This is a genomic window from Leptospira licerasiae serovar Varillal str. VAR 010 (assembly GCF_000244755.1).
Classification (GTDB): domain Bacteria; phylum Spirochaetota; class Leptospiria; order Leptospirales; family Leptospiraceae; genus Leptospira_B; species Leptospira_B licerasiae.
In genome coordinates this window covers 167,262-183,160 of the sequence record NZ_AHOO02000013.1, presented here as the reverse complement: position 1 = coordinate 183,160, position 15,899 = coordinate 167,262, and the positions used below count along the sequence as shown (strand labels likewise).

The following is a 15,899-nucleotide window of genomic DNA, read 5'->3' as shown; positions in this document are numbered from 1 at the left end:
TTTAGTCTGTATCTGAAAGATCATGCATTTAGATCGATTAGATAACCCCTGCGAGTAATTTGATCGTCGGTATTTACGCCTACCTTGGCGAGACTCTTCGGCGCTGTTACAACCGTGTCCATGTTGCTGAGCGGATGAAGACGATCCGGCATATTACGGATAGTGAATTCGGATTGGGAGAATTGTTGGGCTGCTCGGTTATTGCTTCCGGCTGCGTTGATTTCTTGTAACATAACTGCGAATCCTATTTTTACAAAATTTAGACTATTCGGGAAGTTCTGTAAAGAAATAAATTTCGATTATGAGGCGCAGAGTTTGGAAGAGCCGCGAAGAGATTACCACGCAGAGGCACAGAGACACAGAGGTTTATTATTTTATCCGCTCCGAAACTCGGCGGCTTAGCGTCTCCGCGTGTCCAAAAAACTCCGCGTCTCCCTATAAAGCCTCGCCTTCCCAGCGAGGGTAAACCATCTCTTCTTCCTCTTCCGGAATGGAAGAACCAGCCTCGTCTTCAAGCAAGGTGAATCCCCTTGGCTCTCCTATAAATTCCGGAAAATATTCGAAGAACAATTTGGCGGCAATAATCCTTTTTGCGGCAGGATAATTTTTTTTGAATGTATCGGAAAAATCCAACTCAGGCAATTGGTGGAATTGGATCCTATCCTCAAAATTGATAAAGTCTTGTTTGGAAAATCCTATATTTCGGGAAACGATCTCATCCTTGAGTAAGATCCAATCCAGTTTGAATCTCATTCGATATCCTTGGAATGCGGATGATCTTTGGATCAGATTGACCACCCTCATCAGAGGATATTCCATATTATAATATGGTGTAAGATAGACCATCAGGTATCTTTGAGAAAAACCGAGAGGTTCCCAAACATTCTCGGGAGAAATATTATTATCCGCATCAAATCTTAACTCTTCTAACATAGAATGAAGAGCAGGAGCATTCTTTTTTTCCGTATAAAATTCCTGGATGGCGATCTCTCCGAATTCTCCGTAATAGAGCCATTTGTAAAGATCTTGGATCTCCGCCAATGGATGAGCTTGCAAGAATCGGTTCAGACTCTCGATCTTCTCTTCCCTAGTACGGTTTTCGTCTATCTCCTTATGAATCATAAAAACCTGATGATCGATTTTTAGATCGGATTCACTTTTAGTTCAAGCGTAAAACCGGTCTTAGGAAATTTTAGAAAAAGTTTATTCTTGGGCTTTATACTTCTCTTTATCAGAAGCGAATTCTTGTCCTTTGATCAATCGGATCAAATTTGTTCGGTGGAGGACCAAGATCGTCAAACTGATACTTACAATCGCCCAAAAGATTGGAGTATTAAAATTTCTTCCGTCGATCAAAGAAAGTAGATAATATGAAATAGGTAGAGTGACTGCTCCTCCAATGGAACCGATGGACACAAATCCGAAGATCTTTTTCAAACTCAGGAATACGATCAATGTGATAAGAGTCGGCCCTGGGGCAAGAACTGCAAATACTCCGAAGCTAGTCGCCACCCCCTTCCCACCTTTTAACTTTAAGAAGGGAGAAAACATATGACCAAGCACTGCGGCAACCCCGCAAAAAAGGGAAAGTAGTTCCTGGGATTCTCCGTATAACAATCTGATCGTAAGTGGGAAGACAGCACCTTTCAAGATATCTAAGAGTAAAACGGGAAGCCCGATCTTCCATCCAAGCAAACGAGTTACGTTGGTGGCGCCGATATTCCCGCTTCCTTTTTGTCTGATATCAATCCCTTTCAATTTGGCGGCCAAAAATCCGAAAGGAATAGAACCGAGTAGAAAAGATACAGGTAAGAAGAATATATACAACTCGTTCATTTTCGATCAGATCTCAATTCCAAACGGATTGGGATCCCTTTCAGGTTATACTTTTCAGTCAGCTTTTTCTTAATGAATGTTAATAGATTAGATTTAAAATAATCCACATGGTTTACGAATAAGATGAGGTGAAATGGAGAAACTGAAACTTGTGTACAATACAACATCTTCGGAGGTTTGTTTGCAGAGAAAGACCTACCGGCTTCTGCCATCCAAGCCCTAAGCGACTGATTCAATTCTGAAGTAGAGATCTTTTTTTTGGAGCGGGATGCAAGGTCGATTGTCATCTCCATCATCTTATGGATCCGCTGCTTTTCCTTGGCGCTTAAAGTGATGATCTGTATTTCTTTTAGAAGAGGAAATCTAGAATACAAACGTTCTTGGTAGTTCTTAAAAGAATCGTTATCCTTATCTTCTATTGCGTCCCATTTATTTACCGCGAGTAGGAACGGTTTTCCTTCTTCCTGCAACATTCCGACGATCTTTTTATCGAATTCTCCGAAACCTTTGAGTGCATCCAAAAGATGAATGACTACGTCCGAATTCTGGATGGTCCTTTTGGTTCTTTGGTAAGAATAAAATTCCAAGGCTTCGGCCTTATCCGATTTTTTTCGGATACCTGCTGTGTCGGTGATTCGGATCTTTTTGCCATCGAAGGTAACGGTCGTATCCACCGAGTCTCTAGTTGTTCCGGCAACTTCGCTCACAACCGCTCTATCATATCCGCAAAGCGCATTTAATAAACTGGATTTTCCTGCATTCGGTTTGCCTACGATTGCAAGACTGAAGTCTTCGTTGGTGGTAGGAGTTTCACCTTCTTCCGAGGTTTGGGCTCTTCTTTTTGCGTTCGGAAGCAAGAATGCGATTTTTTCCAAAAGAAGAGGAAGATTCCTTCTTCCTATAGCGGAAATCGGTAGGATCTCCGACAGACCCATCTTATAAAAAGAATCCAGATCCTCTTCGTCCTCAGGATGATCCACTTTGTTTACGCAGTATAAGACCGGGATCTGATTTAGCTCCGGATCTTTTCTGAATTTGTCTATCAGTCTGGAATCGTAAGAAGTGACTTCGTGTAGATCTAAAAGAAAAACTACAAGGTCGGACTCCGCAACTTGCCTGAAGGCATTTTCAAGAACTGCTTCTTCTAAACTTTCAGGTCTTTCTATATCCAGACCTGGTGTATCGCATAGAATAAAGTCCAGACCCTTCTCCGGATTTAAAACGCGCGCACGAAGAACGTCACGTGTCACACCAGGATAATCCTCGGTAATCGCTAATTTTTTCTTAAGAAGTGCATTGAATAATGTGGACTTGCCAACGTTCTGGCGCCCTACGATGCTTATAATCGGAACTCTTTTTTTAGAGGACATTTAGGAGTAATTCTTGGTCTTCATCGCTCTTGCGATTTCCAGTTTTGCGTCGCTTTTTTTCATATCTTCCCGTTTATCGTAGAGTTTTTTAGGTTTTGCTAACGCTAATTCAACCTTAGCCCAACGATTGTCTTTGAAATATACTTTCGTAGCGACGAGCACCAATCCCTTTTCTTTGATCTGTTTATCTAACTTATCTATCTCTTTTCTATTCAGTAAAAGTTTACGCGGGCGGATATCCGGATGGTTAGAATATCCTCCATTCTTATAAGGAGTGATGGAAAAACTATCCAGGTAAACTTCTCCGTTCTTTATCTTGGCGAACGCGTCGGTGAGGTTCGCTTTTTTTTCTCGAAGACTTTTGACTTCCGATCCGGACAAAACAATGCCTGCTTCGATGAACGAGATCAATTCGAAGTTAAACTTGGCTTTTTTATTTACCAGTGGCGTGTGGCTATTGTCTTTTTCTTTCTTCGTTGCCATAGTTCGAAAGGCGCGGAAATTTACCGCGCACTTGCCTTTATCGGGAAGAATGGTGAGTCAGGATCAATCTTCCCAGTTCCGCTCCGATTAAATTCGGCATATTATAAAAGTTTTCGGAAGTGATTTGGATGGAATCAGGAAATAAATGCTCAGCAATATATCTGCGACCCAATCCCACACCCAAAAACACGTAATTTTTATTCGAATGTTTTAGGATCTCTGCTTTTAGACGTTTATTATCCCGGGATTGGATCTCCTGTTCGATCTCCGTTTTTCCCCTTTGTCCCCTAAAGTCCGAAATCATAACCAGTATTTTCGTCTGGGCCTCCGGGGAAAAGTAGGATTCTATCTGTTCTAAGAGCTGGTATTCTTCGATCGAATCCCCTTGCCAGTCGGAACGGAGAGAATCGAACATCTCTTCTTCCTTCTTAGCATCGAAGTATTCGTCCATTCGTTTCACTTGGACTAGGTCGATCCTATCTTTTCGGTTCATTCTATCCGAATACGCCGTTACGGAGAAGTTTACGTCGTGTTCATCCAAGATGTGAGCGCTGGAAAGCATGGCGGATAATGTAGCCACAGAATATTCGAAGTTGAAGATCCTACGCGATTTGGAAACCAAGAAGGCAACTTCCACACCTTTTAGTTTTTCTTCGTCCTTATCGATAGTGGTCTTATCGAATACCTTAGAGTCTCCTTTGCCTGAGAGAAAGGATATATATTTTCGAGTGTCTATGCGGGAACCTTCGCTTCTATACATCCGGTTGATATCTATCTCCGGATCAAAAAGCCTTTCCAGATTCAGTTCCACTTCTTCCAAGCTGCGTCCGAAAACTTCCTTAAATTCTTTGATGCTTGTTTGGATGGTATATTCCCAAAGTATCCTGCGCTTTGCTAAGAATGCTTTGTATAATTCCTCGGTGCGATAACCCCAGGCTCCGCCTCCGCCTGCGGGTTCTCCTTGGCCCATGTTCCCCCTGGTCTCTTGTCCGTACCAGGCATCAGGTCCTTCTTTTCTTTGACCACCTGTTTCAGGAGTGTTGATCTCCAGACCTTCTCTTAGTTCTCTTCCTGAGTTTTTAAGTTCTGCTTTTCCGGTAAGAGGTTCTCTCTTATGTAGTTCCGGATCCCACCAACGTTTCTTTTCTATTTCGGTGGAAGGAGTCAGAGTTTTTTTTTTCTTATCCTCCAAAGTTTGGAAGAAGTCCGATACGATCTCGATCCCTGATAAGGAGAATTCCAAAATTCTTTCCAATTCTTTTCTTTCTCCGGGATCGGACACCTGGTTGGAATAAGCGATCTTTCCACCTCTGAGAGCGATCTCCCTCAGTCCTTCTTTACCGAGAGACTCGTCCGCATAACGAAGGATATGGTCCTTCCATTGTAGAAGATTAGAAAGTCCGAATGTATAAGGCATCAAATTTGCGGAACCGATCGTTCTCTTTTTAGCAAGATCCTTAATCTTAGTATGGAACTCCGCCATTTTAGAAACAAGATCACCTTCCGGCAGATAAAAATTCAGGATCTCTTTGAGCGTCGCATTATCTTCCAGTTCTGGGAATAGAACGGAGGTAAACCTGTTACGGAACGCTCTTGAAATGGTTGGAGTAGATTTAGTCTTTCTGAATAATTTAAGCGCAAAAATTCGGGAATCTTCCTTTAAAGAAAGAGGCTTATCTTCCGAACTTTCCGGAGGAAGAACAAGCGCTCTTGCATCGTCCGTAAGCATATTCAATTTTTCTACTAGTTCCGCGCCTGCCGCTTCCAGATTTGTAATGAGAATATTCCCGCCTTCTCTAATCCCCTTTGTAAGAGGGCCGTCTACCCATCCTACTTGGGAACCTGCGATCGGTTTTAAAGCGCCTATGATATCCGCGGTATGGATCCCTTTGCAAAGATGGACCGCTTCCAATGGAACACCGCTAATCTCGGTAAACAAAGGTAGAATGAGCTGAGGATCCTGCTCTTCGGAATATTCTATTAGAACGTTTTCTTTAAATTGAACGGCAGAGTAAACCTTCTCCGCGAACTCTCTTAGTTTTAAAGGCATCGGAACGGAAGATAGAATTTCTTTTGCGGTATTTTCGTTGGTTACATGGATTTCCTTATCATTGCAAAATAAGGAACCCTTATGTATTTCGAACTTAGGCTCCGGAAGATTCGGCTTTGTTTTTAATCCGGTTTCCTTGAGCAGAAGTTCTATTTGGGAATTTCGGTCTTCTTCTTTACGGAACGGTTCCACATAAAAATTCCAAAGCTCCCTGAATCTAAGCTCGGGTTGGTCCGCTTTTAATGCCAGGATACGATTACAAAGTTTTTTTAGGTTTCGGATATTGAAGTGATATTTTTCTAAATCACCTTTTCCTAATGTTCCAGAGACCACTTTAGACTCGGTTTCTAAAGAAATTCGGATACAGGATTTCAGAATATCCGTATTCATGTTCGGATATAATTTCCCCAATATGAATAAGATCTCATCCGGGGTATGAGAATCGATGAATACAGTAGAATAATATCTGGTGATATCGAAAGGAAGAGGTTTACGTCCCTCAAATCCTTCGGAAGGATTTTGGGTCCCAATAAAATTGAAACCGTCTGCACCGTGGATACGACTTCCGTCTCCTTCGATCAGTTCCAGATAATTGGATTCATAAACGGTGGAAAAACGTTTGATGATATGGGGAGGACAAAGATTCATTTCGTCCGCAACGAAGCTAGCACCGCTTCGGACTGCAGAAGTCAAAGGTCCGTCTCCCCAAGCAAAACCTTTTCCATCCAAAAGTAAACGGTAAGAACCGATCAGATCTTCGGGAAGTGTGTCCTCGTTAAAACTGAATCTTGCAGTAGGATGATTTCTCTTAAAGTTGATATAATAGATAAGTGCGTTTTTCCCTACACCTGCGTCTCCGACTAGGAGCACGGGCCTAGATTCTAAAAGAGGATACAGAATATTTTGCAAATTCCTGACCGTGGAATCTGTCTCCACCAGATCGGAACCTAAAGAGCCGGAGTTATTTCCTAATTTAGACTTAGGTACTTTGATGCCGGCGATTGAAATTGAATCCATGTCCCCAAGATCCGGAAAGTGGAATTCCGAGGCAATCTCATTTCGGTATTTCTGAAAACGATTGGTTGGGAACTCCAACTAGATCACACGGAGGCACAGCGTTAAGGATCTCACGCAGAGACGCCGAGTCGCGGAGGTATAAAAATTTGAACCAATGTAGGAACTCCAACATCACACCTCTCTGCGCCTCTGCGTGCCGTAATCCTCTGCGGCTCTTTTGACCTTGCTACTCTGCGTGCCATGCGCCTCTGTGTGAAAATTTTCTACTCCTCATCCAATTTCCGTTTGTTCGCCATAAGGCTTCCACATTAGCGTATTTATATGAGCCAAAGTACCCTTGATTATGTACTAGCGCAAAGAATCCAAGGTTTGGATTCCTCAGCCATACGAAAAGCATTCGAACTTGCCGGGACCTTAAAAGACCCGATCAATCTTTCCATTGGACAACCCCATTTCCCTTGTCCTCCAAATATAATAGAAGCGGGGGTTAAAGCGCTGCGCGACGGTAAAACCGCTTATACATTAACTGCAGGAATTCCTGAACTGAAAGAGGCACTTTCCCAAAAATACAAACAGGAAAACCAGATCGATTATGCGAGTCCCGATCGTATATTGGTTACTTCAGGGATCAGTTCCGCGTTTTTACTACTATTCAATTCTCTTTTGAACGAAGGAGATGAGTGCTTAGTAGTAACTCCTCACTTCTTAATGTATCCTGCTTATATAAAAATTTACGGCGGGAAAATGCATACGGTTTCGGAAGATTTCCAACCGGAAGACCTGAATGTATTCAAGGATAAAAAGTTAAAGATCATCATCTTCTCTACCCCATCCAATCCGACAGGAACAGTTTTAACTAAAAAACAACTGACGGCGCTTGCAGAGCTCGCGGAAAAAACGGGAGCTTATCTGATCTCCGACGAGATCTACGAGAAATTCGATTACGATAAGTCTTTTCTGTCCGTAGGATCTTTTTATGAAAGAGCGATCACTCTTTCCGGGTTTTCTAAAACGTATAGTATGACAGGACTAAGACTTGCCTCGATAGTGGCGCCGGCCCCTATCATAAAAACGTTAACTACCTTACAACAATACACTTTGGTTTGCGCACCTTCTGTCACCCAATGGATGGGAATAGAAGCACTCAAAACCGAAATGCAACCTTATATAGACGATTATAAGGAAAAAAGGGATTATGTTTACGAAAATCTAAAGGACCATTACCAGCTTAAAAAAAGCGGCGGTGCGTTCTACTTCTTCTTAAAAATAAAGGAGAAGGACGACGACTTTATCGTAAGAGCAGTAAAAGAAAAAAGCCTGATCTTAGTGCCTGGTTATATATTCGTAGATTCCAAAGAATATATTCGGATCAGTTTCGCTTCCGAATGGGAGAATCTGAAACGAGGCATAACAGCGCTAAAAGAACTGGCGTCTTAAGAGGAAATTTTGGCGGAGTACTATTCCGAATTTCCCAGTTTGATCTTCTTTATATGGATTGGAGGCGTTTTAGTCTCCTTTTCCATAGGAAGTTTTTATTCCACTTTAGCCTATAGAATACTTAGATTCTATTATGGAAAAGAGAGAAAGGTCGGCTCCAAACTTTTCAGGCTTAAAAAGATCTTACTAGAACCTTCCGCCTGCGAATCCTGCGGAAAACAAATCAAAGGAAGAGCGATCATTCCTGTATTAGGATACTGGATCTCCAAAAAAGAATGTACGAACTGTAAGGCTCCCATTAATCCGTTATATTCTCTTTGTGAGGCGATGTTCGGATTATTGTTCGTAGTCAGCTTTCTTCTCTCCGGAAAATTACTCGGAAGTTTTGTATTCCTCGCCTTATGCGGACATTTGCTTGTAGCGGCGAGCACCGACTTCAAAAAGTTTTCTTTAGATTACGAAAATTTGCCGTTCATTCTTTTGTTTGGAGGATTGGCAAATTATCTATTATTCGATTCTATCCCCGGCAAAGCCGAGTTGATCGTGTATGTTTCATTCTCCGCCGTATTTTTCTTAATTTATTTTATATTCCCTGCAAGTATGGGATTTGCCGATGCAATATTCGCTCCTGCATTCGCTTTCTTAAGTATACATCCATGGTGGATATTCTTCTTAAATTCTTCGTATGGGATAGCGATCATAGTCACTGTCTTAAAGAGGAAAAAAGGAGAAAGTTTGAGACATGTTCCGATCCCAATGGGAGTCTATTTTTCGATCGGTCTGGCATTGACATTTATAAGTAGAATGCTCTCAAATTCGGGTTTACTTCCCAATTGGGCTGATCTCATTTTATAAGAAATATGAAAAACAATATCTCCGATATCCGAAACGAATACAGTAAAGCTTCTCTGGACGAAAAAGATATCGGAGATTCTCCCATCGATTTTTTCAAAACTTGGTTCGATCAGGCGGTCCATTCGGAAGTATTGGAACCGACTGCAATGACATTGGCGACTGTTCGAAAAGACGGAATGCCGGACGCAAGGATCGTTCTACTCAAGGGAATCGAAAATGAAGGATTCCAATTTTATACGAATTACACAAGCGCCAAAGGAAAAGAATTAGAATCCAATCCGAATGCTTGTTTGGTATTTTTTTGGGCAGAACTGGAAAGACAGGTCAGGATCAGAGGAAAGATCTCCAAGGTTTCCAGAGAAAATTCAGAAAACTATTTTCATTCCAGACCTTTCGCAAGCCAAATAGGAGCGCTTGCATCTTCTCAAAGCGATCCTGTGGCAGATAGATCTATTTTAGATAAACATTATGAAGAGCTAAAACTAAAATACGAAGGTAAAACCGTACCTTTACCCGAAAACTGGGGAGGATATGTATTAGAACCTTCTGAAATAGAATTTTGGCAGGGACGAAGAAGCCGCTTACATGATCGGATCCTATTCCGAAAAGAAAGCGGCTCTTGGGCAAAAACCAGACTACAACCTTAGTTCAGTCCGAGTAAATGCCCCATTCTCATTTTTTTAGTGAATAGGTAGTGGTGGTTGTTTCCAGTAGGTTTGATCTCTATTGGAATTCGATCCGTAACTTCCAAACCATAACCCTCTAGTCCGACGATCTTGCGAGGATTGTTTGTGAGAAGTTTCATCTTACCTACGCCTATATCTTTTAAGATCTGAGCGCCCACACCGTATTCTCGGAGGTCTGGAGCAAATCCTAACTTCTCATTAGCTTCTACAGTATCCAAACCTTGGTCCTGCATATTATAAGCCTTGAGCTTATTGATCAGACCGATCCCCCTACCTTCTTGTCTCATATAGAGAAGAATACCCTTCCCTTCCTGAGCGATCATAGAAAGAGCAGAATGGAGCTGAGGCCCACAATCGCATCGACCACTTCCGAAAATATCTCCGGTAAAACATTCTGAATGTACACGGACCATCACCGGCTCGTCTTTATCAATTTTACCTTTTACTAATGCAACATGAACCTTATCGTCGATGATAGTAGAATATGCTCTGACCGTAAAATCACCATACTCCGTAGGGAGTGTGGTTTCTACTTCTAAATGGATCAGATTTTCTTTTTTCCTTCTGTAGCGGATCAGATCTTCGATCGTATAAATATTGAGTCCGTGTTTTTCCGCGAATTTTTCCAGGTCAGGAAGACGAGACATGGTTCCGTCATCATTCATGATCTCGCAGATCACAGCAGCAGGATAAAGTCCCGCAAGCTTGGAAAGATCTACAGATGCTTCCGTATGTCCCGCTCTTCTGAGAACTCCACCCGATACCGCTTGCAAAGGAAATAAATGGCCCGGTTTCATTAGGTCGCTTGGAGTAGTCTTTGGATCTATAAGTACTTGGATGGTTGTAGCCCTGTCTTGGGCGGAAATCCCGGTGGTAGTCCCGTTTTTTGCGTCAACGGAAACTGTAAACGCGGTCCCATGCTTGTCGCCCAAACTCAGGTCGTCCACCATTCTGTTCAGACCGAGTTGTCGGAGCCTGTCTCCCTCCATCGGAAAACAGATTAAGCCCCTTCCATAGGTGGCCATAAAATTCACTTTTTCTTTGTCAGTGAATTGGGCGGCACAAACAAGATCCCCCTCGTTTTCCCGATCTTCGGAATCCACGAGAATGATCATCTTCCCCGCTTTTATATCTTCGATTGCCTGTTCAATGGAGCCGATCATGATTCCACCTCATTTCTTGGACTGTTTTTTTTCCATGATAAATCGGAGCTACCTCGGAAAAGTGAGACTGATAGTTGGTAATTCGAACCAAGGATATGGTTTCGGGTATGAGACGCAGCGGAATTTAGAGACACAAAGATTTTGGCACGCAGAGCCACAGAGACTCGGAGAGGGTTAAGATAGGTTTCAAATGCAGTGTAGGAACTCCAACATTACGTCCTCTCAGCGACTTTGCGCCTCTGAGTGAAAATTCCTTAGCTGTATTTACCTAGCTGTTCGAGATAGCGAGCGATCAGGTCTACCTCTAGGTTTACCTTGGCTCCGACTTTCCATGCTTCGGATGCGTTGGTGACAATAAGAGTTTCCGGGATCAAAACCAATTCGAATTCACCCGGTTTGGAATCTACGATAGTGAGAGAAATTCCGTCCACAGTAACGCTACCCCGGACCGCAAAATATTTGGTAAACGTTGGATCGTGAGAAATTATGAACCTTCTCACTTTGCCGGAATCTTTTTCTTCGGAAAGAAGAATGGTGCCAGTTAGATCCACATGGCCGGTCACAAAATGACCTCCCATTCTGGTATGGGGTTGGACAGATCTTTCTAAATTGATCTTAGTTCCAACTTCAAAACTTCCAAAATTAGTGAGTTCTAAAGTTTTGTAAGAAGAATAAAATTCAAATTTGTTTCCTTTATCCTGGAAGGAAGTGACAGTGTGACAAGCACCGTTGACTGAAATGGAGTCCCCGTTTTTTAAGTCGGGATCTTTCCAAGAGGTGGCTACCTTAAAAATTTTACCGTCGCCAGTGTCTTGGATAGACTCGATTTTTCCGGTGCATTCTATCAATCCTGTGAACATCTTCCCAACTCCCAAAGATCCGAACCTAGTTCTGCCTTCCATTCCATAGAAAATTTTCCCTTCCATTCAGGCAAGATCCCTTTTGGAAAAGAAACTACATTCGATCTGATTTGTAAGATAGCATCATCTTCGCTAAGGATAGGTAAAAATAGTTTGTATAGAAAATTTCCACCTTCTATCAATGCAGTGTTGATCTCCCATGAATTCAAAACTTCTAAAATTCTGGAAATATCCGAAAAGTCGATCTTCTCCAATGGAAACTTAGAAAGGTTTTCTAATTTACCTATAAAATTCGGCTCATAAGATTTTTTCCTATCTAAAAAGAATGCTGCATTCTTCTTTCCGATTCTCTCATTGATCCGATTTTGTTTTTCTAAAAAATTATCACTGATCGAATCTTGATCCGGTAAAAAGAAAATCCGGATCGGTTGGTAGTCCTTCTCTTTTTCTTTATGGATCTCTAATATATCCGAACGGGAAGAATATTCCAAGGTAGAAGCGATCAACCCCGAAAATCCTTTGTAAGAGTTCCTGCCGATATTTTGATTTGCACCGACAGTCACTATTCTGGGAAAGATTTGAGGAGCAAGTTTCGGCAAAGAAGAAGGTATTCTAAAATCCAAGCCTGGATCATCGACTCGGACCGTATTTGGCCCGACCAGGATCGCATCCACCTTAGCTCTTAGTATGGAGAGAAATGTATCGGATTCGGAAGAAGAGATTTTTTCCCTACGACCTTCTCCCGAACTGAAATAACCTTCTTTGCTGAGAGAAGACTTAAGTAATAGTGCCGGTCTTTTTCTTTCTATCCTGGATCTGAAGCCGAACAAGAATTGAGAAGAGATTTCGGCTAACTTAGGATTCTCAACTACTTTCACTCCTATCTCCGATAATCTGCTTAATCCGGCTTGAGAATGGACCAAAGGATTCGGGTCCCTCCAACCGTATTCTAAACGAATCGGCTTTTCGGTTAAAAACAGATCGATACAAGGTGGGGTTTTGCCGTAATGAGAACAAGGTTCTAAGGTTACGTAAGCATTATGAGATGGAAATTTTCCGCTTGGAAATTTTTCCAGAAGCAAACGATACGCTTCTCTTTCTGCGTGATTTTGCCCTGACTTCTGTGTGGATGCGGAGATTAATATCTCACCTGTATCTGCGTCTTCTAAAACGCAAGCCACCGGAGGATTCGGGCTGGAATATCCGGTGGAGACAAAGGAATAGCGGGTCAGTTCCTCCCGAATATTTTCCGGGAGGACAAAACTCAAGAGCGTTTCCACCTCTTACTTAAGGTGTCGTAGATGTCCACGAGCGGAGCCGCAATGAATACGGAGGAGAATGTTCCAAGAATGATCCCGAAGGTAAGAACATAAGCGAAATCATACAACTCCACTGCTCCACCTATAATGATCGCAACCACAGAGATCAATGTCGCCACGGAAGTATTGAAAGTCCGTGCAAGCGTTTGGTTGATCGAAAGATTGATCACTTGGGAAAATGCATCTCTTAAGTTTCCTGCATTTTCACGAATCCTATCGAATACCACGATAGTATCGTTGATGGAATATCCAAGCAATGTGAGAAGAGCCGCAATGATAGGAACGCTCGGTTTAATCTGGAAAAATCCGATAAACGCGATTGTAATCACCAAGTCATGAATAAGAGCCAAAATCGCTCCCAATGCAAACTTGAATTGAAAACGGAAACTCAGATACAACATGATAAAGAAAAGAGTTAAACTCAAAAGGGAGATCCCTGTAGAAGTCAACTCGGCTCCTACCACCGAACCTACTTGGTTTGCGGATAGGATTTTCTTTTTTTCTAATTTAAAGTCTTCTTGTAAAAGGCCGATCAGGGCGTCGATCGCGGATGCTTGCTTCGCTTCTACGCTGTCTTTCCCTTTTCTTTCTATATAAAGTTGTTTGATCTGGTCAACGGAACCGAGGCCTATATCGATTTGGTAATCGTTTTTGTCCTTATCCATTAGTACCAGAACAGCTTCTAAGTTTTTAGAGGAAAAATATTCCTCCAAGTTTTTGCGCTCTACATTCTCCGGAAATTCGACAACGGCTCTTAAACCTCCGTCAAAATCCAAAGAAGTGGCAAACCCGCCGTATTTTCCGAAGGTAACTCCAAACCCGACTAAGATCAGGATAGAAGAGAAAGTAATGGAAATGTATTTATATTTTATAAAATCAAACATTTTTGGACTCCAGTTTTTTGAATCCTATCTGGAGTTTGCGAACTCCAAGTTTGTTTACCAATAAATCCATGATCATTCTGCTCAAGAACAAGGAGGTAAACAGGGAAGTGATGATACCCCAACAAAGAGTGATCGCAAATCCTTTGATCGGTCCGTTTCCTAGTTTGATCATCAAGATTCCTGAGATCAAAGTGGTTACGTTACTATCCATGATCGTCCAGAAAGCGTTCTCAAAACCTTGGGCAACCGCTGCAGAAACATGTTTTCCTGCGACAAGTTCTTCTTTGATCCTCTCGTAGATAATCACGTTAGCGTCCACAGCCATACCCACTGTGAGGATGATCCCCGCAAAACCGGGTAAGGTCAGAGTAAATCCCATCAAGGAAAGAAGTGCCATAAGCACGATCACGTTCACAAGAAGTGCAATATCCGCAACCAGGCCGGACAATCTATAGATCACCAGCATAAATACGATCACGAGTGCGAATCCTAAAAGGACCGCTTTTAATCCTACTTCGATGGATTCGATCCCTAAAGTAGGACCGATAAATCTCATTTCTAAAACGTTCAACGGGATAGGAAGTGCACCTTCGCTGATCACATTTGCAAGATCGGTAGCTTCTTTTTGTCCGAATTCTCCATCGATCTGAGCGTTACCGCCTGCGATCGGACTACGAATTACCGGATCGGAGATAACTTTGTCTCCCCAAACGATTGCGAGTTGTCTTCCTACGTTTTTAGAGGTGATATCGAAAAATTTCTCTGCGCCTTGAGAAGTTAAGGAGAAGGAAACGTAATAGGTGAGTCGATTTTGATCGTAGCTCTCACGAGCGTTTCTCATGTCCTTTCCGTCCAGAGAGATCGCTCTTTCCAGAACCACGAATTCTCTTGGAAGAAGTGAGGCCTTAGGGTTATTTGCCCGGGACCATTTTACGTACAATTTATATTTTTCAGGAATATTGTACTTCTTCTCCATAGCTTCCAGAAATTTATCCTGCTCGTCTTTTCCCAGTTTCTGTTTTACGATATTCTGGAATTTTACGATCTCGGTTTCTTCCCTCTTACCTTGGTTCATGAGTTTCATCTCTTCCAACTCGATGGCGTCGTGGTAAGTACCTCTGGAATTCTGATTATTAGGATCGGAAGGTTCTCTCAATCTGTATTCCACAGTTTCTGTGTTTCGGATAATATCTAAGATCTGAGAAGAGTTGCTGACCCCAGGCAAAGAAACCTCGATGGAATCTTGGTCTTTCTGGATACGCACCTGAGGTTCGGTCAGGTTTTGGTTGGTCAAACGGTTGTCTATGATGAGCTTTGCTTTTTCCAACTCTGCGAGTTTTCTGCTCGGAGTTAATTCGAAATAACTATCGATCTCTTTAAGTTTATCTGTGGCTTCCTTTCTTTCTTTTTCGGAAAGGCTAGCATCGCTTTTTTTACGAGTAAGTTCTTCGATCTCTTTTGTGTAAGAATCTTTTAATTTAGAAGTATAATCGTCGAAATCACCTTTTAGAACGACTCTCATACCGCCCTGTAAGTCCAATCCCAATCGGATCGCCAAAGGTCTTCCGCCGAAAATATACTCTTCTACCCAAGTAGGTCTAAGTTTGTTTTTAGGTTCTAAGATCAGCTCTTGGTTTTCTTGGGAAAGCTGGTTAATCTTTGCGGAAGTGATAAATCTTCCTTTGACTAAATAATAGTCCTGCTCCGGAAAAACGCCCGGATCAGGCTCTATCTGCCAATCTCCTTTCGGGTTATAATCGGTTTTCCATCTTTCCGCAAAACTAGAAAGTAAATCTTTGCGGGTTTCTTCTGGTAACTGTTTAAATTCTTTTCTTACTGCGAGTTCCAATTCCCTTTCGGCGAAGTTCGGGTAAAGAAGCGTCAATGACGCCGCTACAACCAATATTGGAACAAAAATCCATTGGACAGATTTCAAATT

Annotated in this window: 14 protein-coding genes; 3 read left to right on the top strand and 11 right to left on the bottom strand. The window is 42.2% G+C overall.

The window, feature by feature from the left end; genetic code table 11:
* Positions 1 to 20: 20 nt before the first annotated feature.
* The 6 genes from LEP1GSC185_RS16735 to LEP1GSC185_RS16710 form a co-directional block, all read right to left on the bottom strand.
* The gene (locus LEP1GSC185_RS16735) at positions 21 to 233 is read right to left on the bottom strand and encodes a hypothetical protein (protein WP_008592748.1); all 213 of its coding nucleotides are present in this window, start codon (positions 231 to 233) and stop codon (positions 21 to 23) included.
* Between the two features lie 202 nt (positions 234 to 435).
* On the bottom strand, positions 436 to 1,122 hold the full coding sequence (locus LEP1GSC185_RS16730; RefSeq protein ID WP_008592730.1) for a hypothetical protein: 687 nt from the start codon (positions 1,120 to 1,122) through the stop codon (positions 436 to 438).
* Positions 1,123 to 1,203: 81 nt separating this feature from the next.
* On the bottom strand, positions 1,204 to 1,836 hold the full coding sequence (plsY, locus tag LEP1GSC185_RS16725) for a glycerol-3-phosphate 1-O-acyltransferase PlsY (RefSeq protein ID WP_010515374.1): 633 nt from the start codon (positions 1,834 to 1,836) through the stop codon (positions 1,204 to 1,206).
* Positions 1,833 to 3,206: a ribosome biogenesis GTPase Der gene (gene der, locus LEP1GSC185_RS16720; protein ID WP_008592987.1), complete on the bottom strand. Its 1,374-nt coding sequence runs from the start codon at positions 3,204 to 3,206 to the stop codon at positions 1,833 to 1,835. Before der ends, plsY begins: the two co-directional genes overlap by 4 nt.
* Positions 3,207 to 3,689 carry an SsrA-binding protein gene (smpB, locus tag LEP1GSC185_RS16715; protein WP_008597191.1) on the bottom strand — a complete coding sequence of 161 codons (483 nt, stop codon included), beginning with the start codon at positions 3,687 to 3,689 and terminating at the stop codon, positions 3,207 to 3,209.
* Positions 3,690 to 3,726: 37 nt separating this feature from the next.
* Positions 3,727 to 6,756, bottom strand: a complete 3,030-nt coding sequence (locus tag LEP1GSC185_RS16710; protein WP_008592278.1) for a vWA domain-containing protein — start codon at positions 6,754 to 6,756, stop codon at positions 3,727 to 3,729.
* Positions 6,757 to 7,077: 321 nt separating this feature from the next.
* Here LEP1GSC185_RS16710 and LEP1GSC185_RS16705 point away from each other — a divergent pair, with 321 nt between their 5' ends.
* From LEP1GSC185_RS16705 to pdxH, 3 genes are read left to right on the top strand one after another with little or no spacing between them, the layout of a single operon-like run.
* A complete protein-coding gene (locus LEP1GSC185_RS16705; protein ID WP_008597215.1) occupies positions 7,078 to 8,193 on the top strand; it encodes a pyridoxal phosphate-dependent aminotransferase in 1,116 nt (371 codons plus the stop codon).
* 9 nt (positions 8,194 to 8,202) lie between these two features.
* A complete protein-coding gene (locus LEP1GSC185_RS16700; RefSeq protein ID WP_008592466.1) occupies positions 8,203 to 9,048 on the top strand; it encodes a prepilin peptidase in 846 nt (281 codons plus the stop codon).
* A gap of 5 nt (positions 9,049 to 9,053) precedes the next feature.
* Positions 9,054 to 9,695 (top strand): pyridoxamine 5'-phosphate oxidase, encoded by a 642-nt coding sequence (gene pdxH / locus LEP1GSC185_RS16695; RefSeq protein ID WP_008592639.1) that lies wholly within the window; start codon positions 9,054 to 9,056, stop codon positions 9,693 to 9,695.
* Here the strand turns inward: pdxH and LEP1GSC185_RS16690 are convergent.
* From LEP1GSC185_RS16690 to secD, 5 genes are all read right to left on the bottom strand, one after another.
* Positions 9,692 to 10,897 (bottom strand): bifunctional 3,4-dihydroxy-2-butanone-4-phosphate synthase/GTP cyclohydrolase II, encoded by a 1,206-nt coding sequence (locus tag LEP1GSC185_RS16690; RefSeq protein WP_008592643.1) that lies wholly within the window; start codon positions 10,895 to 10,897, stop codon positions 9,692 to 9,694. The two genes, pdxH and LEP1GSC185_RS16690, sit on opposite strands and share 4 nt — an antisense overlap.
* A gap of 254 nt (positions 10,898 to 11,151) precedes the next feature.
* Positions 11,152 to 11,757 carry a riboflavin synthase gene (locus LEP1GSC185_RS16680; protein WP_008592408.1) on the bottom strand — a complete coding sequence of 202 codons (606 nt, stop codon included), beginning with the start codon at positions 11,755 to 11,757 and terminating at the stop codon, positions 11,152 to 11,154.
* Positions 11,742 to 13,025 (bottom strand): bifunctional diaminohydroxyphosphoribosylaminopyrimidine deaminase/5-amino-6-(5-phosphoribosylamino)uracil reductase RibD, encoded by a 1,284-nt coding sequence (locus LEP1GSC185_RS16675; RefSeq protein WP_008592841.1) that lies wholly within the window; start codon positions 13,023 to 13,025, stop codon positions 11,742 to 11,744. The genes LEP1GSC185_RS16680 and LEP1GSC185_RS16675 overlap by 16 nt, the downstream gene beginning before the upstream one ends.
* The gene (gene secF, locus LEP1GSC185_RS16670) at positions 13,022 to 13,960 is read right to left on the bottom strand and encodes a protein translocase subunit SecF (RefSeq protein WP_008592156.1); all 939 of its coding nucleotides are present in this window, start codon (positions 13,958 to 13,960) and stop codon (positions 13,022 to 13,024) included. The genes LEP1GSC185_RS16675 and secF overlap by 4 nt, the downstream gene beginning before the upstream one ends.
* Positions 13,953 to 15,896, bottom strand: coding sequence for a protein translocase subunit SecD (secD, locus tag LEP1GSC185_RS16665; RefSeq protein ID WP_008592589.1), 1,944 nt, complete (start codon positions 15,894 to 15,896; stop codon positions 13,953 to 13,955). The genes secF and secD overlap by 8 nt, the downstream gene beginning before the upstream one ends.
* Positions 15,897 to 15,899: the final 3 nt, after the last annotated feature.